This window comes from Streptomyces anulatus (assembly GCF_014650675.1).
Lineage (GTDB): Bacteria > Actinomycetota > Actinomycetes > Streptomycetales > Streptomycetaceae > Streptomyces > Streptomyces anulatus.
In genome coordinates this window covers 185,008-205,618 of sequence record NZ_BMVK01000012.1, presented here as the reverse complement: position 1 = coordinate 205,618, position 20,611 = coordinate 185,008, and the positions used below count along the sequence as shown (strand labels likewise).

At 73.4% G+C, this 20,611-nt stretch carries 15 protein-coding genes; 5 read left to right on the top strand and 10 right to left on the bottom strand.

Annotated features, from left to right (window positions below; genetic code table 11):
* Window positions 1-216: 216 nt before the first annotated feature.
* Window positions 217-1,707, top strand: coding sequence for a SulP family inorganic anion transporter (locus tag IE272_RS27035; RefSeq protein ID WP_190008464.1), 1,491 nt, complete (start codon window positions 217-219; stop codon window positions 1,705-1,707).
* A gap of 197 nt (window positions 1,708-1,904) precedes the next feature.
* Window positions 1,905-2,660 carry an alpha/beta fold hydrolase gene (locus tag IE272_RS27030; RefSeq protein WP_190008394.1) on the top strand — a complete coding sequence of 252 codons (756 nt, stop codon included), beginning with the start codon at window positions 1,905-1,907 and terminating at the stop codon, window positions 2,658-2,660.
* A 65-nt stretch (window positions 2,661-2,725) separates the two neighbouring features.
* Here IE272_RS27030 and IE272_RS27025 read toward each other — a convergent pair whose 3' ends face one another.
* From IE272_RS27025 to IE272_RS27010, 4 genes are all read right to left on the bottom strand, one after another.
* Window positions 2,726-4,159: an MFS transporter gene (locus IE272_RS27025; protein WP_190008392.1), complete on the bottom strand. Its 1,434-nt coding sequence runs from the start codon at window positions 4,157-4,159 to the stop codon at window positions 2,726-2,728.
* A gap of 156 nt (window positions 4,160-4,315) precedes the next feature.
* Window positions 4,316-5,590 carry an MFS transporter gene (locus IE272_RS27020; RefSeq protein ID WP_190008390.1) on the bottom strand — a complete coding sequence of 425 codons (1,275 nt, stop codon included), beginning with the start codon at window positions 5,588-5,590 and terminating at the stop codon, window positions 4,316-4,318.
* Between the two features lie 80 nt (window positions 5,591-5,670).
* Entirely contained in the window at window positions 5,671-6,201 is a 531-nt protein-coding gene (locus tag IE272_RS27015) for a carboxymuconolactone decarboxylase family protein (RefSeq protein ID WP_056707988.1), read from the bottom strand.
* Window positions 6,202-6,315: 114 nt separating this feature from the next.
* The gene (locus IE272_RS27010) at window positions 6,316-7,149 is read right to left on the bottom strand and encodes a DUF8832 domain-containing protein (RefSeq protein WP_050361588.1); all 834 of its coding nucleotides are present in this window, start codon (window positions 7,147-7,149) and stop codon (window positions 6,316-6,318) included.
* Between the two features lie 269 nt (window positions 7,150-7,418).
* Between IE272_RS27010 and IE272_RS27005 the strand changes: the two genes are divergently transcribed.
* From IE272_RS27005 to IE272_RS26995, 3 genes are all read left to right on the top strand, one after another.
* Window positions 7,419-8,372: an oxygenase MpaB family protein gene (locus IE272_RS27005; protein WP_050361589.1), complete on the top strand. Its 954-nt coding sequence runs from the start codon at window positions 7,419-7,421 to the stop codon at window positions 8,370-8,372.
* On the top strand, window positions 8,354-10,558 hold the full coding sequence (locus IE272_RS27000; protein WP_190008388.1) for a serine/threonine-protein kinase: 2,205 nt from the start codon (window positions 8,354-8,356) through the stop codon (window positions 10,556-10,558). The genes IE272_RS27005 and IE272_RS27000 overlap by 19 nt, the downstream gene beginning before the upstream one ends.
* A gap of 152 nt (window positions 10,559-10,710) precedes the next feature.
* Entirely contained in the window at window positions 10,711-12,330 is a 1,620-nt protein-coding gene (locus tag IE272_RS26995) for a phytoene desaturase family protein (RefSeq protein ID WP_229897689.1), read from the top strand.
* Between the two features lie 9 nt (window positions 12,331-12,339).
* Here the strand turns inward: IE272_RS26995 and IE272_RS26990 are convergent, their stop codons facing one another.
* From IE272_RS26990 to IE272_RS26965, 6 genes are read right to left on the bottom strand one after another with little or no spacing between them, the layout of a single operon-like run.
* Window positions 12,340-13,314 carry an acetylxylan esterase gene (locus tag IE272_RS26990; protein ID WP_078961411.1) on the bottom strand — a complete coding sequence of 325 codons (975 nt, stop codon included), beginning with the start codon at window positions 13,312-13,314 and terminating at the stop codon, window positions 12,340-12,342.
* Window positions 13,315-13,318: 4 nt separating this feature from the next.
* On the bottom strand, window positions 13,319-15,736 hold the full coding sequence (locus tag IE272_RS26985; RefSeq protein WP_229897687.1) for a polysaccharide lyase 8 family protein: 2,418 nt from the start codon (window positions 15,734-15,736) through the stop codon (window positions 13,319-13,321).
* Between the two features lie 8 nt (window positions 15,737-15,744).
* Window positions 15,745-16,896: an SGNH/GDSL hydrolase family protein gene (locus IE272_RS26980; protein WP_190008460.1), complete on the bottom strand. Its 1,152-nt coding sequence runs from the start codon at window positions 16,894-16,896 to the stop codon at window positions 15,745-15,747.
* Window positions 16,893-17,975, bottom strand: a complete 1,083-nt coding sequence (locus IE272_RS26975; RefSeq protein ID WP_050361594.1) for a DUF1565 domain-containing protein — start codon at window positions 17,973-17,975, stop codon at window positions 16,893-16,895. Before IE272_RS26975 ends, IE272_RS26980 begins: the two co-directional genes overlap by 4 nt.
* Window positions 17,972-18,613 carry a hypothetical protein gene (locus IE272_RS26970; RefSeq protein WP_229897683.1) on the bottom strand — a complete coding sequence of 214 codons (642 nt, stop codon included), beginning with the start codon at window positions 18,611-18,613 and terminating at the stop codon, window positions 17,972-17,974. The genes IE272_RS26975 and IE272_RS26970 overlap by 4 nt, the downstream gene beginning before the upstream one ends.
* Before the next feature lie 3 nt (window positions 18,614-18,616).
* The gene (locus IE272_RS26965; RefSeq protein WP_050361595.1) at window positions 18,617-20,611 is read right to left on the bottom strand and encodes a hypothetical protein; all 1,995 of its coding nucleotides are present in this window, start codon (window positions 20,609-20,611) and stop codon (window positions 18,617-18,619) included.

The window sequence follows — 20,611 nt, the reverse complement described above, 5'->3', positions numbered from 1 at the left end:
CGCCCTCTGTCCGCCGTGACGCCCCGCCCCCGGACGTGACTCCGGCCGCGCCGAAGTGCGGCTCCACATCCATCTCCACCCCGGTCTTCCGGCTCCGCGCTCACGGAGCCGTCCGCGGGGGCCGCCCGGCGCCCCGTCATCTCCGCGCACCCGCCCGTCGACCGGGCGCGCCCGAGCAGGACAGGTCCTCCTCCCTTGTCTTCCGCCGACTCCGCCCTGTCCCCGGCCGCCCGCCTGCGCGGCCTGAAGCCCGACTGGCTGTCCGACCCGAAGGTCTGGCGTACCGAGGTGCTGGCGGGACTGGTCGTCGCGCTCGCGCTGATCCCCGAAGCGATCTCGTTCTCGATCATCGCCGGAGTCGATCCCGCGATCGGTCTGTTCGCCTCCTTCACCATGGCCGTGGTGATCTCCGTCGTCGGCGGGCGCCGGGCCATGATCTCCGCGGCCACCGGCGCCGTCGCCCTGGTCATCGCACCGCTGAACCGTGACCACGGCCTCGGCCACCTCATCGCGGCCGTCATCCTCGCGGGCGTCTTCCAGATCGTCCTGGGGGCGCTGGGCGTGGCGAAGCTGATGCGGTTCATTCCGCGGTCGGTGATGGTCGGCTTCGTCAACTCCCTGGCCATCCTGATCTTCATGGCCCAGATTCCCGAGATGACCGACGTGCCCTGGCCCGTGTACCCCCTGATCCTCGGCGGCCTGGCGCTCATGGTGCTCCTCCCGAGGGTCACCACGGTGGTCCCGGCCCCGCTCGTCTCCATCGTCGTCCTCACCGCCATCACCGTCGGCGCCGCCATCGCGGTGCCGACCGTCGGCGACCAGGGCGCCCTGCCGTCCTCCCTGCCGGTGCCGGGCCTGCCCGACGTGCCGTTCACCCTCGACACGCTGACGACGATCGCCCCCTACGCGTTCGCGATGGCACTGGTCGGCCTGATGGAGTCGCTGATGACCGCGAAGCTGGTCGACGACATCACCGACACCCACTCGAACAAGACCCGTGAATCCCTCGGGCAGGGCATCGCGAACATTGTCACCGGATTCTTCGGTGGCATGGGCGGCTGCGCGATGATCGGCCAGACCATGATCAACGTAAAGGTGTCCGGTGCCCGCACCCGCCTCTCCACGTTCCTGGCGGGCGCGTTCCTGATGGTGCTGTGCATCGTCTTCGGCCCGGTCGTCTCCGACATCCCCATGGCCGCGCTGGTGGCCGTCATGGTCATGGTCTCCTTCGCGACCTTCGACTGGCACTCCATCGCGCCCGGGACCCTCCGGCGGATGCCCGTCGGCGAGATCGCCGTCATGCTGATCACCGTCGCCTGCGTCGTGATCACGCACAACCTCGCCGTCGGCGTGGTCGTCGGCTCCGTCACCGCCATGGCCGTCTTCGCCCGGCGCGTCGCCCACCACGCCGAAGTCACCGCCGTCATCGACCCCGACCGCACCACGGCCGTCTACCGGGTCACCGGCGAACTCTTCTTCGCCTCCGCCAACGACCTCGTCGGCCGGTTCGACTACGCGGGCGACCCCGACCGCGTCGTCGTCGACCTGAGCTCGGCCCATGTCTGGGACGCCTCCTCCGTCGCCGCTCTCGACGCCATCGGCACCAAGTACGCCCAGCGCGGCAAGACCGTCGAGATCACCGGCCTCGACGGCCCGAGCGCGCGCCTCCACGACAGGCTCAGCGGAGAACTGGCCGCCGGCCACTGAGCGAACGACCCCGGGAACCGGCCGCGTCGGCGAGCGGGCGAGGCAGCCGCGCGGCGGCCGGGGGCGGCCGGGCCGGGCGCCACCGAACAGTCGGTGGCGCCCCCGTCGAACCGGTTCGCGGACCCGGCCGGGGGAAGGGATCCGGAGCGCGCGCCGCCCCGCGCGCCCGATCGTCCGCGACCCGGGAGGAACCCGCTATGAGCATGCCGCACCGTCTGATCGGTTCCGGCGACCACCAAGTGCTGGTGCTCCACGACTGGTTCGGGACCAGTTCCGGCTGGGGCCCCGTCCTGGACTGCCTGGACGGCGACGCCTTCAGCTACGCCTTGCTCGACTACCGGGGCTACGGCGATCGCAAGACCGTCGGCGGCGCGTACACGCTCGCCGAGATCGCCGACGACGCGCTCGCCCTGGCCGACGAACTCGGCTGGGAGAGCTTCTCCCTCATCGGGCACTCCATGGGCGGCAAGGCGGCCCAACAGGTGCTGGCCCAGGCTCCGGGGAGGGTGCGCAAGCTGGTCGGCCTGGCGCCCGTTCCCGCCGGTGTCTATCCGCTGGACCGCGACGGGGAGGCACTGTTCTACGGTGCCGCGCAGGACCGCGACAAGCGACGGGCCATCGTGGACCTGGTCACCGGCCGGCGCGCGCCCCGGGTATGGCTCGACCTGATGGTCGACCGCTCGCTGGAGTGGTCGACCCGCGAGGCGTTCGGCGGTTACGTGAAGGACTGGGTCACCGCCGACCTCACGGAACGGATCACCGGCAACCCCGTCCCGGTCAAGGTCATCGTCGGTGAGCACGATCTCGCCCTGACGGCCGATGTCATGCGCGCCACGTGGCTCAGCCACTATCCGAACGCCGAACTGGAGGAGATCCCCAACAGCGGCCACTACCCCATGTACGAGACTCCGCTGGCCCTCGCGGCCAGCGTCGAGACGTTCCTGCGCGCCTGAGCCGACCGCGCCGCGCGGGGGCCGGCCCGGACGGGCCGGCCCCCGCGGGTTCGGGCAGCGCCCGCCTAGACGGGCTGCTTCTCGCCGGGGGCGGAATCCTGCGAGGGGGCCCCGCGCAGGGTGAGCAGTGACGCGACCGCGCCGACGGCGGCGAGGGCCGCCGCTCCGATGAAGGCGGCGGAGAACCCGTTGGTGAGAGCTTCGGGGTCGCCGAGTTCGCGGGCACCGTACGCCGCGGACACGGCCGTCATCGCGGCCAGGCCGAGGGCGGAGCCGACCTGGTAGCTGGTGTTGACGATGCCGGAGGCCAGGCCGCCTTCCTCGGGGCGCGCACTGGACAGTGCGGTGCCGAGGGAGGGAATGAACGCCAGCGACATGCCGGCCGCGGCCAGCAGGGACGCGGGCAGGACGTCGACCCAGAAGGTGCCGTCCGCCCGGGCGAAGGACAGCCACAGCATGCCTGCCGCCAGGGCCAGCAGGCCGGTGACGATCAGCGGCCTGCTCCCGAAGCGGGCCATCAGACGGGGCGCCAGCACGATCATCATGATCATGATGGCGACCGTCATGGGCAGCAGGGCCGCGCCCGAGGCGAACGCTCCCAGCCCCAGGACCTGCTGGAGGTACAGGTTGAGGAAGAACCACATGGGGATCCACGCGGCGGCCATCAACAGCTGCGCGATGTTCGCTCCGGCGAGGTTGGGGGACTTCCAGATGCCCAGCCGCATCAGCGGCTCGCGGCGCTTCGACTGGATGGCGACGAACGCGCCGATCAGCGCCAGGCCGGCCAGCAGGACGAGCCAGGTCTCGGCCGATCCCCAGCCGGTTTCGGGAGCGCGGACGATGGCGTAGACGGCGGTGGCCAGTCCCACGGTGACCGTGGCCGCTCCGCCGAAGTCGACGGATCCGCGGCGGAGGGGGGAGGAGGGCATGACCCCCGGGGTGAAGGCCAGCACGACCAGGGCGATCGGGATGTTGATGTAGAACACCCAGGGCCAGCTGGCGTACTCGGTGATCACGCCGCCGAGGAAGACGCCGGCGGTGCCGCCCGCCGGGGCCGCGGCGCCGTACAGGGCCAGCGCCTTCGTCAGCTCCTTGGGGCGGGCGCCGAAGAGCATCATCAGGAGCGTCAGGGCGGACGGGGCGATCAGCGCGGCGCCGACGCCCTGCAGGGCGCGCCCGGTCAGTTCGACCCAGACCTCCGAGGCGAGGCCGGCGACCAGGGATCCCCCGGCCATCACGGTCCAGCCGGCGACGAAGATCCGCTTGGCGCCGAACAGGTCGGAGAGCCGCCCGCCGAGCAGGAGGAGCCCGCCGAAGGCGACGACGTAGGCGTTGAAGACCCAGGACAGGCCCTCGGGGGAGAAGCCCAGGTCCACCTGCATCTTGGGGAGGGCCACGCCAATGATGGACGTGTCCATGATGACGGTGAACTGGGCCAGGGCTATGAGGACGAGTGCCGTCCAGCGGCGTGGACTGGGAGGAGCGGACGGGGTTGACATAGCTGTCTCCTATACGGGAGGGGGGTATCTCGCTTCGAGTGAGCAATATACCCCCCAGGGGTATTCCGATCTGCGGTCGGGGCCGATCGAATGCGTCTTTCGTGGGTTGCCGGGCTCCGTCGCCGGGCTTGCGCGGCGTCTGCCGGCAGGGGCGTTCTACGCGGCCTTGGACAGGGTGGACCGGTCCGCCGGGCGCCCGCCCGGGACGGGCGCCACGGGCACGGTCGCGGCTCCTCGTCCGTCGTGGCGCGGCCACAGCAGGAGGGCGCCGATCGCGCCCGCCCCGGCGAGCACCGCGAGGGCGGACCACGCGGCGGCGAAGCCGGCGTTCGTGCCGAGCCATCCGGCGATGGGGTAGGTGATCAGCCAGGCGAGGTGCGAAAGGGAGAACTGGGCCGCGAAGGCCCCGGGGATCGCGTTCGGTTCGACCGAGGCGCGCAGGACCTTGCCGGTCGGGGTGATGACCAGCGCCATGCCGATGCCGATCAGGGCCCAGACGATCGCCGTGCCGGTCCACGTGGTGAGGCCGGCCGCGACGAGCGTCACCGCGGCGGCCGTGCCGCCGACCAGCACTCCGGCGCCGGTCACCATGACCGTCCGGGCGGCGACCCGGTCGAGTACCCGGGGCAGCGCGAGGGCGGCCAGAAGAGTCCCGCCACCGGAGGCGGCGAGCATCCACGCGACGGCCGACTGCGAGCCCCCGAGCTCGTCGCGGACGTAGTTGACGGTGTTGACGACGACGATCGAGCCCGCCGCCGCGACCGCGAGATTGAGCGCCATGATGCCGCGCAGTCGCGGTGTCCGGAGGAAGGTCCTGATGCCTGCCGTCGCCCTGTCCCATACCCGGGTGTGGGTGTTGGGGCGGGCTTCGGGGATGCGCGTCGACAGCACGAGCAGGGCGGAGAGGAGGAATCCGGCGGAGGTGCCCAGGAACAGTCGGTCGAAGCTCAGGAACGCCAGGGCGACCGCTGCCAGTACGGGGGAGAGGAGGCTCTCCATCGTGGAGGCGACCTGCGAGGCGGACAGGGCGCGTACGTAGGCGGACTCCTCGGTGACGATGTCGGGAATGACGGCCTGGAACGTCGGGGTGAACGCCGCGGACGCCGCTTGGAGCAGGCCGACCAGGAGGTAGATGTGCCAGATCTCCGTGACGAACGGCAGGGCCAGGACCACGACCGCGCGCACCGCGTCGAGGAGGGTCAGGAGGGTTCTTCTGGGGAGGCGGTCGACGTACGCGGCGGCGATCGGGGCTATCACCACGTACATGACCATCTTGATGGTCAGGGCGGTGCCGAGGACCGCGCCGGCGCTCGGACCGGCGAGGTCGTAGGCGAGGAGCCCGAGGGCCACGGTGGCGAGTCCGGTGCCGAAGAGGGCGATGATCTGGGCGCTGAACAGGCGGCGGTAGTCGCGGTTGGCGAACAGGCGCATGGCGTGTCCTTCCGTGTCCATGCGGCGGGGCGCGGCCTCGCGCCGGAGGTCGCGCCCCGCAGGGGGAGGCGGGGCTGTCTCTACGCATCGGCGCCGCTCTCCGGAGTGAGGCCGGCCAGCAGGTTGAAGGCGCCGGTGAGGATGTTGAGTGCGACGACGCCGACGACGTCGGCTATCGCACGGTCGCTGTAGCCGTGCTCGCGCAGCGCGACGACCTGCGCGTCGGTGATCGACGCCGGCTCGCGGTAGACCTGGAGGGCGAGGGCGATGATCGCGGCGATCCCGGGGTCTTCCGAGGTGCCCGTGCGGGCGCGCTCGATCTCACCCTCGTCCACTCCCGTCCTGCGGGCGGCTCCGACATGGGCGTCGAGACAGAGCCGACAGCCCTGCCGGGTCTGGATGGCGATCGAGATCCGTTCGCTGATGCCGCGGTCGAGCTTGGCTCGCCCCATGGCCCGGCTGAGCTGCAGATAGCCGCCGAGAACGGCGGGCGAGTGCGCCATCGTGGAGACCATGTCCCCGACCTCGCCGTGCCGGGAGACCAGCTCGGCGAGGAGGTCGCGCGACGCGCCGACCGCTGTGTCGGGGGTGAGTCGGGTCAGGCGGGGCATGGCGGTCCTTCCGACGGGAGGCTGTGCTGGAGGGTGGCGGGGCGCTCGACGGATCGAGCGCCCCCGGCCGGGCCGTGCGTGACCCGGCCCGGCCGGTGACGTTCCGGCGGTCGGTCAGTGGTGTGCGTGGCCGCCGTGGTGGTGGCCCGTGTGCTCGGACGCGGCCCGGGGCGCCGCGTCCGGACCGGGAGCTGCCTCGGTGGTCCGCACCGTGAACTCCGCCGTCCGGACGACACCGTCGTGCTGGAAGTCCAGGTAGAGGCGGTAGACGCCGCCCGACGGCGCCGCGGCCATGAAGGTGATCCCGGGCCCCGGCTCGGTGATGCCGTCGCCGGGCTCGCCGTCCGGGTGGACGTGGAGGTAGCCCAGGTCGCCGACCCGTAGCGCCACCAGGTGCCCGTACGCGCCCAGGTAGGGCTGCAGATCGGTGACGGGCCGCCCGTTCCGGCTGACGGTGAGCGTCAGGTCGCTCGCCGTGCCGGGCAGGAGGTCGCCGTCGAGGGCGACGGTGTACTCGCCGACGTGGGCGCTGCGCGAGCCCTCGGAGATCGGCTGGGGGTCGTACTGCCCGGCGACCGAGGCGTCGATGCCCAGCGTGATGGTCCGGCCGTGGCCGGTCGGGTGGATGTCGGCGAAGAACCTCCAGTCTCCCGGTTCCAGCGTCAGATCGATGCTCCAGGTGCCCTTCCCGTCCATCACCGGGTGCACGTGCTGGAACCCGGTCGTGTCGCGCCGGACGGCGATGAAGTGCAGCTTCTTCTCGTGCTCGGGAGTGAACTCGGTCACCGGGCTTCCGTCGGGACCGGTCACCCGGAAGGTGACCGTCCGCACCCCGGCCGTAAAGATCGTCGAGTCGAGTTCGAGGGTGTACCCGCCCTCGGAGACCGACAGCCCGCCGGGACGGGCTGCGCCGTGGCCGGTCATGTCGTGGCCGGAATTGCTGTTCATCGTGACTCCACCTCTGTGCTGTGCCTTCGGGTGTCTTCCGTCCTGGGACACCCGCTATAACAACATACCCCCAGGGGGTATTCCAAGGGGCGCGCCGAACAAGGCGTCGCACGGTCCATGAGCTGCTTGGCCACCGCGAACCCGACCCCGGTCGCCGTCCGCCCCGCCCTGCCGGAGACACCTCTCCCCGGCGTACCATCGATCGCGGTCCCGGTCCGTACGCGTACCGGCACCGCCCCCGTGCACCGCCGAGCCGGAGATACCCGCCGATGGACGACGTCGCTGCCCTACGACCCGACCCCGGGCTCTTCGGGCCCCGGTCGGTCACCTGGCAGATGCACGGCGACCCGATGATGTGGATCGCGGGAATCCGCGCCCTCTACCTCCAGGCACTCCACCCGCGCGCCGTGCGCGGAGTCACCCAGAACTCCGATTTCCGCCGGGACGCCTGGGGCCGGCTGATGCGTACGGCCTCCTTCGTCGGCACCATCACCTACGGCACCACCGACGCCGCCGAACAGGCGGGCGCCCGGGTCCGCCGGATCCACCGCGTCATCGAGGCCACCGACCCGGACACCGGGGAGACGTACGGCGTCGACGAACCGGAACTGCTGCTCTGGGTGCACTGCGCCGAGGTCGACTCCTACCTCCAGGTCCAGCGCCGCTCCGGCTTCCCCCTCACCGACGCCCAGGCCGACCGGTACGTCGACGAACACCGCACCGGCGCCCGCCTCGTCGGCCTCGACCCGCAGCGGGTGCCCGCCACCACCGCCGAACTCGCCGCGTACTTCGACCGCGTCCGCCCCGACCTCGCCGCCGGAGCCGAGGCCGCCGACGTCGACGACTTCCTCCGCAGCCCGCCCGTGCGCCCCTGGCTCGTTCCGGCGCGGGCCCTGGTGTGGCGGCGGGTGGCGGCGCTCGCCTACCAGTCCCTGCCCCCGTACGCCCACGAGCTGTACGGCAGACCGGCCCCGCCGCCGGCCACCGTCGACCGGCGGCTGCGCGCCACCGGCGCCGTTCTGCGCGCGATCCCGGACCGGCTGCGCTGGCAGCTGCCGCCCGGTCACATTCTCGGGGCGATGGCACGGCTGGGGCCCGGCAGCCGCCCCGCCGCGTACAAACTCCGCGGACCGGCCGCCATACTGGACGGGCCGGGGAGGGCACAGCGTCAGCAGCGGGGAACAACGGGGGCGGGAAGCGGCAGATGGCGGACACCAGGCTGATCCAGAGCCGGTACCGACTGCTCGAACTCATCGGGCGCGGCGGCATGGGCGAGGTATGGCGCGCCCGCGACGAGTCGCTGGGCCGTCAGGTCGCCGTCAAATGCCTCAAACCCATGGGGCCCCAGCACGACCGGGCGTTCACCCGCATCCTGCGCGAACGCTTCCGGCGCGAGGCCCGGGTGGCCGCCTCCCTCCAGCACCGGGGCGTCACCGTCGTGCACGACTTCGGCGAGCACGAGGGCGTGCTCTACCTCGTCATGGAGCTGCTCGACGGGCACAACCTCAGCCAGCTCCTGGAGGAGAACCAGCAGCACCCGCTGCCCGTCGACCATGTCGTCGACATCGCGGAACAGGTCGCCGACGCCCTCGGCTACACCCACCGGCAGGGCATCGTCCACCGCGACCTCAAGCCCGCCAACATCATGCGGCTGACCGACGGCACGGTGAAGATCTGTGACTTCGGCATAGCGCGCCTCGGCCACGACATCGGCATGACCTCCCGCCTCACCACCACCGGCCTCGCCATGGGCACCCCGCACTACATGTCGCCCGAGCAGATCAGCGGCAAGGAGGTCGACCACCGCAGCGACCTCTACTCGCTGGGCTGCGTCCTGTACGAAATCGCCACCGGCGTACCGCCGTTCGACCAGGACGACGCCTGGGCCGTGCTCGTCGGACACCGCGACACCCCGCCGGAACCGCTGCGCACCCACCGCGCCGACCTGCCCGGCTTCTTCGACCGCGTCGTCCTCGACCTGCTCGCCAAGACCCCCGAGGAGCGGCCCGCCGACGCGGGCGACCTGCGCCGCCGCATCGTCCTCGGCCGGACCGGGGAACAGCCCGCGCTCGGCCCGGGACCCCTCGCCCTGTCCGGCGCCGGGCGGCCGCCGGCCCCGCGCGCGAGGGCCCTGCCCGCCTGGACCCGGTCCATGACCGCCGGACACCGGGCCACCGGCACGAGCGGCCCCGCCGCCGAACGGCCGGACCCGGCCGCCGGGCTGACGGGCCAGTGGACCACCGCCACCGCCACCGTCCAGCCCTCCGGCTCCGCCGTCCCCGGGCCGGCCGGGCCCGCCGCCCCCGACCTCCTCGCCACGCTCGACGGCCGCCACGGCGCGGGCATCGACCTCGGCCGCCTGGGCCGCTGGGAGGAGGCGGGCGAGGTGCACCGGGAGGTCGCCGCCCAGCGTGGCCGCGTCCTCGGCCCCGACCACCCCGACACCCTCGCCAGCCGTTACGAGTTCGGCCTCACCCTCAGCCGTACGGGCCGAGCCGAGGAAGGGCTGCGCGAGTTCGCCCGGGTCGCCGAGGGCCGCGAACGCGCCCTGGGCGCCGACCATCCGCAGACGCTCGCCGCCCGCCAGGCGACCGCCCACGCGCTGGGCCGGCTCGGCCGGCACGCCGAGGCCCACCAGGTGTACGAGGCGGTCCTCGCCGTCCGTGAACGCGTCATGGGCCCCGACCACCCCGACACCCTGCGCTGCCGCCACAACCTGGCGTTCAACCTCTGCAGGCTGGGGCGGCCCGAGGAGTCCTGGCAGCTGGCCCGGGAGGTCGCCGACGCCCGCTCCCGGCTGCTCGGCCCGACGCACCCCGACACCCTCACGACCCGCTACGAAGTGGCGTACACCCTGGGCAGGCTGGGGCGCTGGGCGGAGGCGCTGGAGACCTTCCAGGACGTCGCCCGGGCCCGTGCGGGCACCCTCGGGGCCGATCACCCCGACACCTTCGCCGCCCGCTACGAGACAGGCATCAGCCTCGGCCGGCTCGGCCGTGACGCGGAGGCACTGGAGCTGTACCGGTCCCTGGTCGCGGACCGCACCAGGACCGCGGGCGCCGCCGACCCCGAGACGCTGCGCGCCCGCCACGGCCTCGGGGTCAACCTGGGGCGGACGGGCCGCTGGGCGGAGGCGCTCGCGGAGGCGCGCGAGGTCTGCGCGCTCCGGGAACGCACCCTGGGACCCGATCACCCGGACACGGTGATCAGCCGCCGGGAGGTCGCCGCGGGGCTCGGCTGGCTCGGCCGGTGGAGCGAGGCCCTGGTGGCGTACCGGGAGGTCGCCGAGGCGCGCGCCCGGGTGCTGGGCCCCGACCACCCCCAGACGCTGGCGGCCCGCGAGGACGAGGCGCACTGCCTGGAGCGGCTCGGACGGTCGACGGAGGCCGCCGGACCGCACCCCACCTGATCCGCACCCCACCTGATCCGGACCGCACCTGATCCGGACCGCACCTGGTCCGGCCCGCACCGCACCTGGTCCGGCCCGGCTGCGCCGGTCCCGGCCCCGCGTCCGTCGCGCCACCCCTGGCCGGGACGGAAGCCGGCGTGTTACGAAGGTGCATGCCCGCACCCCAGACACCCGCACCCCGGTCACCCGCAGGTCAGCCCGCCGCCCGGGGGTCCTCCGGCCCCGGCGCGCCCGCCCGCGACCGCTACGACGCCGTGATCGTCGGCGGCGGCCACAACGGCCTGGTCGCCGCCGCCTACCTGGCCCGTGCCGGGCAGTCGGTCCTCGTCCTGGAACGTCTCGGCAACACCGGGGGAGCGGCGATCTCGACCCGCCCCTTCGCCGGGGTCGACGCCCAGCTCTCGCGCTACTCGTACCTGGTGTCCCTGCTGCCCGACAAGATCGTCCGGGACCTCGGCCTCGACTTCGCCGTACGCAAGCGGACCGTCTCCTCCTACACCCCCGCCGTGCGCGACGGACGCCCCACCGGGCTGCTCGTCGCGGGCGACGGCACCAGGGAGTCCTTCGCCGCGCTCACCGGCGGCGAGCGCGAGTACGCGGCGTGGCAGCGGTTCTACGCCATGACGCAGCGGCTCGCGACACGGGTCTTCCCGACGCTCACCGAGCCGCTGCCGAGCCGGGAGACGCTGCGCGAGCGGATCGACGACGCCGACGCCTGGCGGATGCTGTTCGAGGAACCGCTCGGGGTGGCCGTCGAGGAGAACTTCACCGACGACCTGGTACGCGGGGTCGTCCTCACCGACGCCCTGATCGGCACCTTCGCCGACGCCCACGACACCTCGCTGCTCCAGAACCGGTGCTTCCTCTACCACGTGATCGGCGGCTCCACCGGTGACTGGGACGTCCCCGTGGGCGGCATGGGCGCGCTCACCGACGCGCTGGCCGGGGCCGCCCGGGCGGCGGGCGCCGAGATCCGCGTACGGCACGAGGCGACCCGGATCGAGACCGACGGCACCCACGCCGAGGTCACCGTCCGCACCCCGGACGGGGAACACGTCGTCGCCGCCCGCCGGGTGCTCGTCAACGCCTCGCCGCAGGCCCTCGCCGCCCTGCTCGGCGACACCCCGCCGCCGCCCGCCGAGGGCGCACAGCTCAAGGTGAACATGCTGCTCACCCGGCTGCCGAAGCTCCGCGACCGGTCCGTCGACCCCCGGCAGGCCTTCGCCGGCACGTTCCACATCGCCGAGGGGTACGGGCAGCTCGCCGACGCCTACCGGGACGCGGCGGCGGGACGGCTGCCCGCCGCCCCGCCCTCCGAGATCTACTGCCACTCGCTGACCGACCCGTCGATCCTCGGCCCCGACCTCGCCGCGCGCGGCTATCAGACCCTCACCCTCTTCGGCCTGCACGCCCCGGCCCGGCTCTTCGCCGCCGACAACGACGCCGCCCGCGCGGCCCTGCTGAAGGCGACCCTCGCCGAACTGGACGCGCACCTGGAGGAGCCGGTCACCGACTGCCTCGCCCTCGACGAGCGGGGCGAGCCCTGCATCGAGGCCAAGACCCCGCTCGACCTGGAGCGGGACCTGCGACTGCCCGGCGGCCACATCTTCCACCGCGACCTCTCCTTCCCGTACGCGGAGGAGGGCGCCGGGCGCTGGGGCGTGGAGACCGCGCACGCCAACGTGCTGCTCTGCGGGGCGGGCGCGGTGCGCGGCGGCGGCGTCAGCGGGGTCCCCGGCCACAACGCGGCGATGGCCGCGCTGGGCCGGTGACGCCGTCCCTCAGGCCCCGAACACCCCCCGCAGCGCGCCCAGCTTGCGCGGCAGGTCGTACTCGGCGCCGCCCTCGTGCCCGTTGTACGGGAACACCTCGATCTCGGCCGGTCCCGCGTAGCGGTGGTAGGCGGCGAACACCGTGGAGGACGGGCAGACCCGGTCCATCAGCCCCACCGAGAACCATGCGGGCGCGCTCGCGCGCGCGGCGAAGTTGACCCCGTCGAAGTAGGACAGGGTCTCCATCGCCTCCTCGATCCGGAAGCGGTGCCCAGAGAGCCAGCGGGCTATCTCCGCGTACGGTCCGGCGTCCGTGATCTGCGAGGCCCGCCGGTAGTGGCAGAGGAACGGCACGTCGGCGACGGCCGCCGCCACGTCGTCCCGCAGTCCGGCGACGGCCAGCGCGAGTCCGCCGCCCTGGCTGCCGCCGAGGACGGCGACCCGTTCGGCGTCCACCGCGTCGTGGGCCTTCGCCGCGTCGACGGCCCGGACCGCGTCGGTGATGAGCCGCCGGTAGTAGTGCCGGTGGGGGTCCTCGATGCCCCGGGTCAGGAAACCGGGCGAGGACGAACCGTGGCCCTCGGGCCCGATGTCCGGGGTGTCGGCGGTGTTCTTGCCGCCGCCGCCCTGCCCCCGGTTGTCCATCACCAGGTGCGCGTAGCCGAGCGCGCTCCAGGTCAGCCATGCGTACGGGATGCCCCGCCCGCCGTTGTACCCGATGTACTGCACCACGGCCGGCAGCGGCCCGGAGCGCTGCTTCGGCAGCATCAGCCACGCCTTCACCGGCTGCCCGTCCCAGCCCCTGAACGTCACATCGAGTACGTCGACGGTCGCCAGTCCCGTCTCGTACGGCACGAACCGGGCGTCGACGTCGTGCCGGGCCGTCTCCGCGAGGGTCTTCTCCCAGAAGGCGTCGAAGTCGGCCGGTTCCTGCGGCTCGGGGCGGTACTCCCGCAGCCGCTCCAGATCCATGTCGAACAGCAAGGCTCTAGCTCCTCTTCAGGGTGAGGTCGAGGGTCGTGCCGCGCAGCCCCGACGTGTCTGCGGTGATCCGGATGCCGCCCGGCGTGCGTGCCGCGCTCACCCGGGGGCCGCCCGAGGCGAGCGTAAGCCCGCGCCCGGCCAGCTCGACCACCACGGTGGACCGCAGTTGGGTGGGATCGGACAGGGCGACGCCCACGTTCCGCCCCTTCGGGCGCACCAGGACGGACGCCGGACCGTCGCAGCTCAGCTCCCGCGCCGTGCCCGCCCGCCAGAAGTTGGCGGCGAGGAGCCCGTCCGCGCCGCGCCGCACCGCGTGCACGGCGGTCGAGTCGGCGATCAGCTCCACCGGCGGCGCGGCCGACAGCAGCCGGGTGCGCCCGGCGGAGGCGGTGGGGAGCTGGAGGTAGAAGTAGCCGGCCCCGCTCGGAGCCGGGCCGTGGTCGTGCCAGAGCGTCAGGTACGGGCGGGTGACCGGGGTGTCGGTGCCGTACTTGAGGTTGATCTCCCGCCAGGTCGCGGTGCGTTCCTCGCGCAGGGCGTGCACGGAGGCGGGCCGGGGGAAGACGTACCCGCCGGTTCCGGCCAGGTGCAGCCACCGGACGTCCGCCAGCTCGTCGGACCACCCGGGGCCGTCCGGGGCGGCGGAGCCGTTCACGAGGAGCGCGGCGCGCGGGTCGCGCAGCTTGCGGTTCTCCACCACGGTCTCGGCGGTCCCCGCCTCCGCGGTGATACCCGAACCGACACAGGCGATGACGTCGTCCAGGCAGAACCAGCTCTTGAGCCCGTGCAGCGTGCTGCCGAAGGCCCGCAGCTCCATCCCGTACGCGCCCAGCGTCGTGTCCGGGAGCGCCGTGCCGCCGGCCCAGTCGGCGGTGCTGGTGGTGCGCTGCCCCGCCGCGTCGGCCGGACGTCCGGCGAGGACGGTGGTGCCGGGCAGCCTGGTCGGATCGACGGTGGGCCAGTAGTCCTCGCTGTAGTGGCCGAGATCGTCGGTGTACAGCAGCACCATCCCGTCGGAGAGGTGCCAGCCGCGCAGGTTCTCGTTCTGGATCGACTCGTAGTTGTAGATCCGGGTCGAGTACGCGGAGATGCCCAGGCCGAAGGCGGGGCGGTGGTGGGCCGCCTTGTCCATCCTCGGGTGCTGCTGGTGGGCGACCAGCGGGCCGCGGGCCGGGACGGCGGAGGCGATCGCACGCTGAGCGGCGACCAGGGACGCGAGGTCGGTCACCGCGAGGAAGTCCCGGTAGCCGTCCTCGGCGATCCACTGCTTCACCAGCGCCGTGAACCGGTCGGCGGGCTCGCCCGGGAAGCAGGGGATCAGCCGCAGCACCGCCTCGATGACGGTCTGCGCCGACGCGTGCCCCTGCTTGCTCGGCCGGGCGATCTCCCGCCCGCACACCGACGCCATCACATCGCCCCGGAACATCAGCGGGTCGAAGCCGTCGTCCACCCAGCCCCGCACGTTGTCGAGGTCGGGATCGGTCACCGTCCACGCTGTTCCGGCCAGCAGGTTGAGCAGCCGGGACAGGTTCCCCAGCAGCTCCTTGCCGTAGCCGCCGTTGTACGGGTGCTTGTAGTGCTGGAGGAACGAGCCGTCGGACGAGAAGCCCTCGCCCGTGCCGGCCGCCGCGCCGCCGGTGTCGTTGAAGGCCAGGACGCTGTTGGCGCCCGCACCCTCGACATCCGAAAGAGCGTCGCGGACCCGGGCCAGCGCGTCGCCGTCGCCACGCAGCACCGCGTTGACGGCGACCACGGTGGAGACCCACACCCGGTTGGCGCCGGTCGCGATCTGCCGGTTCACCCGCCACAGGTTCGGGTCCGGCGTGTAGTGGTGCACGGCGGCCGTGACCCGTGCCAGGCGCTCCGCGCCCAGCTGGTCGTGGAGCAGCACCGCCGTGTCGTTGAGCGCGAGCGCCGCGCCTATCTCCCAGTCCCAGTCGTTGTCGAACCGGGTGTGCTCGGGACCGTAACGGTGGGTCAGCATCCAGTCGACGCCGCCCAGCAGCTTCGCCAGCAGCGCCGCGTCGCCGTGCTGCGGGGTGCCGGGGACCGCCCAGGCGGTGGCCGCCGTCGCCAGCCGCTTGAACGAGGTGGTGACGTGGTTGGAGAGCGTCGTGCTGGTCAGGTCGGGGAACAGCCCGTCCGTCCGGGACGGGTCGAGGCCGGTGGCGGCGGTCGCCCCGGCCCGCCCCACACGGGCGGTCGCGGCGACGATCCGCTCGTCGTCCCGGTCGAGGTCGGGGCCGCCGGTGAGCAGCGTGTGCCAACGGGTGCGCAGCGCCGCGGCGTCCTCGGCCGCGGTCCGTGCCGTGCCGGACGCCGCGTGGGCGGGACCGGCGAGGGCCAGGGGCAGCGTCGCCGCCACGCCCAGGGCGGCCGCACCGGTCAGGACGGTGCGCCGGGTGGTGTCTCGGTTCGTCATAGCGCCTCTCACAGAAGGTGTCGGCGGTCGACGGCGGCGGCGAGCGCCGCGTGACCGGATGGGCCAGGATGCAGACCGTCGCCGCTGTCGTGCGCGGGAAGCATCCGGGAAGGGCGGTCCGGGTCGCGCAATGCGGCGTCGAAGTCGGCCACGCCGTCGAAGATCCGCCCGGTGCGCACGGCCCGGTTGATGTGCCCGCGGACCGCGTCCAGCTCGGGCGACCAGCGGGTCCACCCCTCGAACGGGGTGATGGTGGCGCCCACGACCCGCAGCCCGGCGCCCCGGGCGCGCAGCGCCAACTGCCGGTATCCGGCCAGGACCTGGTCCGGACCGCTCTGCCCCGGCGGCTGCTGGAGGTCGTTGACGCCCAGGTGCACCAGCACCGTCCGCAGCCCCGGCAGCCCGAGTACGTCGCGGTCGAAGCGGGCCTGGCCGCCGGGCCCGAAGCGGACGTCGTCGAGCAGCAGCCGGTTGCCGCTGATGCCGAGGTTGGCGACGGCCGAACCGGGCAGCCGCCGCGCCAACTGGTCGGGCCACCGCAGATCGGCGTCGTCGGGGGTGCCGACGCCCTCCGCGATGGAGTCGCCGAACACCGCGAGCACCGGGCCGTGCGCCCCGGTGGTCTCCACCCCGGTCAGCAGGAGGACCGACCGGGTGCGCACCCCGTCGACGGTGTGCCAGGCATGGGTGTTGCGGTGGAAGGAGAGCGGGCCGGTCGGGCCGGGGACCCGCGTCCGCACCTCCAGCCGCGCCCCGTCCGGGACCCGCAGTCCCGCGACGGGGTCACTGGTCAGACTCGCGCCCGCCGCCAGCCACTCCTGGCCCCGCCCGGCGAAGGTCACGGGCCGGCCGTCCGCGGTCACCGGGCCGACCAGCACCGGAGCGGTCCCGAAGGTGTTGGCGTACCGCAGCCGGACCGCGCCGCCGGCCGACAGGCGCAGCAACGACGTGCAGTCGCCGTCGGTCAGCCCGGCGTACGCCACCGGGTCGGTGGCGGTCGGTGCGGTCTGGGCGGTGGCCCAGGACGTCGTCCACCGTGAACGTGCGGGGCCGGTGGTCCCCGCCGCGCGCGCGTCCGTCGCCGTGGCGGCGACCGCGGCGGCCCCGGCTGCCGCCGCCGCGTAGAGAACCCCGCGTCTCGCGGGCCCCCGGCCGCTCACTGCGGGCACACACCGGTCGGGTCGTAGGAGCTGCCGTAGGTGCCCACGGCGTCGCCGCCCGTGTTGCCGCTCATGGTGTTCGAGCAGACCGGGCCCTGCGGGGTGCGCATGAACTTGATGCCGCCGCCCGCGTTGCCGGTGATGGTGTTGCCGTAGACGGAGGTCGCGGTGCCGTCCGTCGCGGTGTCCCCGCCGAGCCGGATGCCCGCGCCCACGTTGTCGTGGACGGTGTTGTAGCGGAAGATGTTGCCGCTGCCCCGGGCGTCGAGACCGCCGGAACTGGGGTCGCGCTGGCCGCTGCAGTCGTTGTGCTCGACGTAGTTGTTGGTCGCGTTCTCCTTCACGTCCACGCACTCGTTGCCCCGCGTGACGATGGTGTTGTGGTGGATGCGGTTGTTCCGGCTGACGTCGGCCGCCGCGTCCGGCGCCCCGTTGGAGCCCTGCTGCTCGGGGGCCGTGCCGAGGTAGATCCCCTCACCGTTCTTCCCGCCCCCGTCGAACACGAAGTCGGCGACCCCGCAGCCGGTGATGGTGTTGTCGTCCACCTCGGCGCCCGTGACGAGGTAGCGGAGCCGCAGGCACTCGTCGGCCGCGTTCTTGAGGGTCATGCCGGTGACGCGCAGGCCGCCGACCCCGTTCCCGGGAGTCGTGCTCATGACATAAATGAGTTTGAGCCGGTAGCCGGACACGTCCGAGGCCGACCCGTGCAGCCCGTCCACGGTGAAGCCGCTGAGCGTCGTGCTGTCGTGCCGGACCTGGATGATCCGGGCGTCGCCCGCGCCCTTGACGACGGCGTTCGACGGCCCGGTGATGGTGACCCCGGCCCGCGCGGTCACCACGTCCTGCCGGTAGGTGCCCGCGGCCAGGTTCACCACCGCGCCCGACGGAGCCAGATCCACCGCCTTCTGGATCGTGGCCAGCGGGGCGCCCGCCGACGTACCGGCGTTGGCGTCACTGCCGGACGGCGACACGTAGTACGCGCTCGCCGCCGGGGCGGCGGCCGAGGGCGTGGTCACGACGAGCGGGGAGAGGCCGGCGACGAGCGCGGCGGCCAGGGCGGTGCGCGGAAGACGGGTCACGGGGTGTGCCTCCTGGGATCGGCGAAGGACAGGGCGAGCAGTACCGGAACGCTCGGGCCGAGAAGCAGCGGCCCCAGCGGTACGACGAGGGAGAGCAGGACGGCGGAGATCACCGCGCCGAGCAGTGCGGTGCCCCGGGCCGGGGACCCGAAGCCGAGCGACAGCGCCCCGGCCGACCAGGACCGGACACCGCCGTCCGGGTCCCGGCCCGCCATGGCCGCGAGCGCCACATGATGGATCACGAACGCCGCCGCGATGCCCACCTGCGCGGCCAGCAACGGGAAGGTCCACGCCTCCGAACGGCCGAGCAGGGAGACGGTGTTGGCGGCCAGGACGCCCGCGACGGCCGTGGACAGCAGACCGTGCCGCCACAGCGCGCGCCAGTACCCGCCGAAGGCGGCCAGCGTGTTGGTGAAGCAGCGGCTGTCCCCGTCCACCCGCCACCGCTGGAGCGCGCGGCCCATCGCGGCGAGCGCCGGCAGCCAGGTCACCACACCCAGCGCCAGCAGGGTGAACGCGGCCCCGGCGGCGGCCGGGTAGGCGACGAACTCCAGCCGGCGCAGCAGCGTCGGCCAGCCCGACGGGGTGGCTTCCGGAACGGGCGGCGACGCCACCGCCCCGGCAAGAGGGGTCCCCATGATCTACCCGACCTTTCCTGTGTACGGATCCGTTACGTCCAGGAGTACCCGGCCCGCCAGCTCCAGCCGCGTCGCCGCCACGACGTACGGGGCTCCTGCGGAGGTGAGCAGGACGGCGGCGGCGTCCGCCGAGAGGCCCTCACCCCGGATACGGCGGGCGACGGGGGAGAGGAACACGCTCTCCTCGCCGTCCGCGAACAGCACGCCGTAGCCCTCCGACAACTCCGCCGACTCCGCCCCGGCGACCGGGCATGCGGCGTCCGGCGTGATGACGGTGAGGAACAGGCCCGCGCGGGAGGCCGCGGTGGTCACGTCCAGCGTGTGCAGGGTGCGGGTGAGCCGCAGTTCCGGAGTGCTGGACGTCGGATTGGCCTCCACCTCCATGACCCCGGTACGCACCGACGCCTCGTCCGGGGCCAGCCGCCGCACCCGGGCGGTGGCCTCGCCGGCCCTGATCAGCCGGCTGCCGTCGCCGTGTTCCTCCGTCGGCCGGTCCGTCCGGAGCAGGAACGTCCACTCCCGCGGCTCCTCCGACTCCGCCAGGTCCAGGAGCACCAGCCGCCCCGCCGGGGTGAACACCAGGGTCCGGTCCAGCCGGCGGACCCCCAGGGCCGGGTCGTACATCGCGGCGATCTCCGCCGTGGCGTGCGCCCACCCCTCCTCGTCGCCCACCAGCACGTCCCGCTGCCGGGCCTGCCGCTCGAAGGGAATCCCCTCGTAGACGTGGTAGCGGTCCTCGTCCGCGTACCCCTGGCCGTCCACCAGCAGCAGATTGTGGTGTTCCGCCCGCTTGCGGTTGCTGTAGCCGTCGTCCACGGCGAGGTGAGCGCCCCCCGACAGCAGGACGAAGGAGCCCGAGTCCGGGTGGTGGTGACCCTGGTTCAGGGTCTCGTGGCCCAGCTCCGCCCGGTGCTTCGCACTCGTCTCCCAGGCCCGGTGGCCGCCGCCCGGACTCGCCTTGAACGACACGGCGGTGGCGTCGGCGTCCCAGCCGGTGCGGGCCGCGAGCAGCCCCAGGTCCGGGAAGAACGCCCGGGTCGCGGTGGGCCGCGCCGCCACGACGGCCGGGTCGTACCAGAGGTATTCGAGGTACGCCTCCGGCAGGATGCCCGGCCGTACCCCGCTGTGCTCCGCCTCCGCCCGGAGCAGCTCGCCCGAGGCGAGGTCGCCCAGCCACTGCGCCTCGGCGATGCCGTACTGCGCGGCCAGCCGGTAGTAGAGCCCGGCGCTGTGGCCGCTGCGCCGGTCGTGGCAGTCGCCGTGGTCGACCGTGAACGCGAAGCCGGGCGCGCTCTGGTGCAGCCGGTAGTCGAAGGTGTTCGCCATGAAGCCTCCCCGGTCCCACCAGTCGACGCCCTCGGCCTCCGCCAGCAGATCCAGGTGGATCGCCAGGAACGGGACTCCGTAACGCCAGTAGACGACCCCCTCCGCGTGCGAACCGTCCTCGGGCATCACGTCCAGCACCGTGGCGAGGTTCGACTTCGCCCGTTCGGTCCACGCCTCCTTGCCCAGCACGTAGCCGGCGGTCGCCAGACCCGCGTAGCAGATCCAGTTGTGGTTCTGCCAGTACGAGGACGACCACCAGCGGCCCTCGCTCGCCACCGCGAAGTCGTACAGGCGGCGCCCCTGGATCAGCAGCTTGTACCGGAGCAGCGCGGCCACGTCGTCCGGCAGGTCGTTCCCGATCCAGCGCAGGGTGAGCGCCAGGTGGTGGAGCAGCCAGCCGGCGTCCAGGTCGTGGTCGGGCATATGGGCCCGGCCCCAGTGCGGCAGCCGTGACGCCGCCTCGATCCAGCGCACGCTCTCCGCGAGATCGGCCGGGTCGCCGCCGATCCGGTAGGCCAGGGCCGGGTTGGACGCGGCCGGGCCCAGCCAGGTGATGCTGGCCAGCGGATGGGTGCGGGGCGGGGTCAGCCCGCGGTGGCGGGCCGCCTCCTCCCGCACCCGGGTCTCCTGGGCGGGGCGCGGACCGGGCGGCGGGGTCGCCGAGAGCAGCAC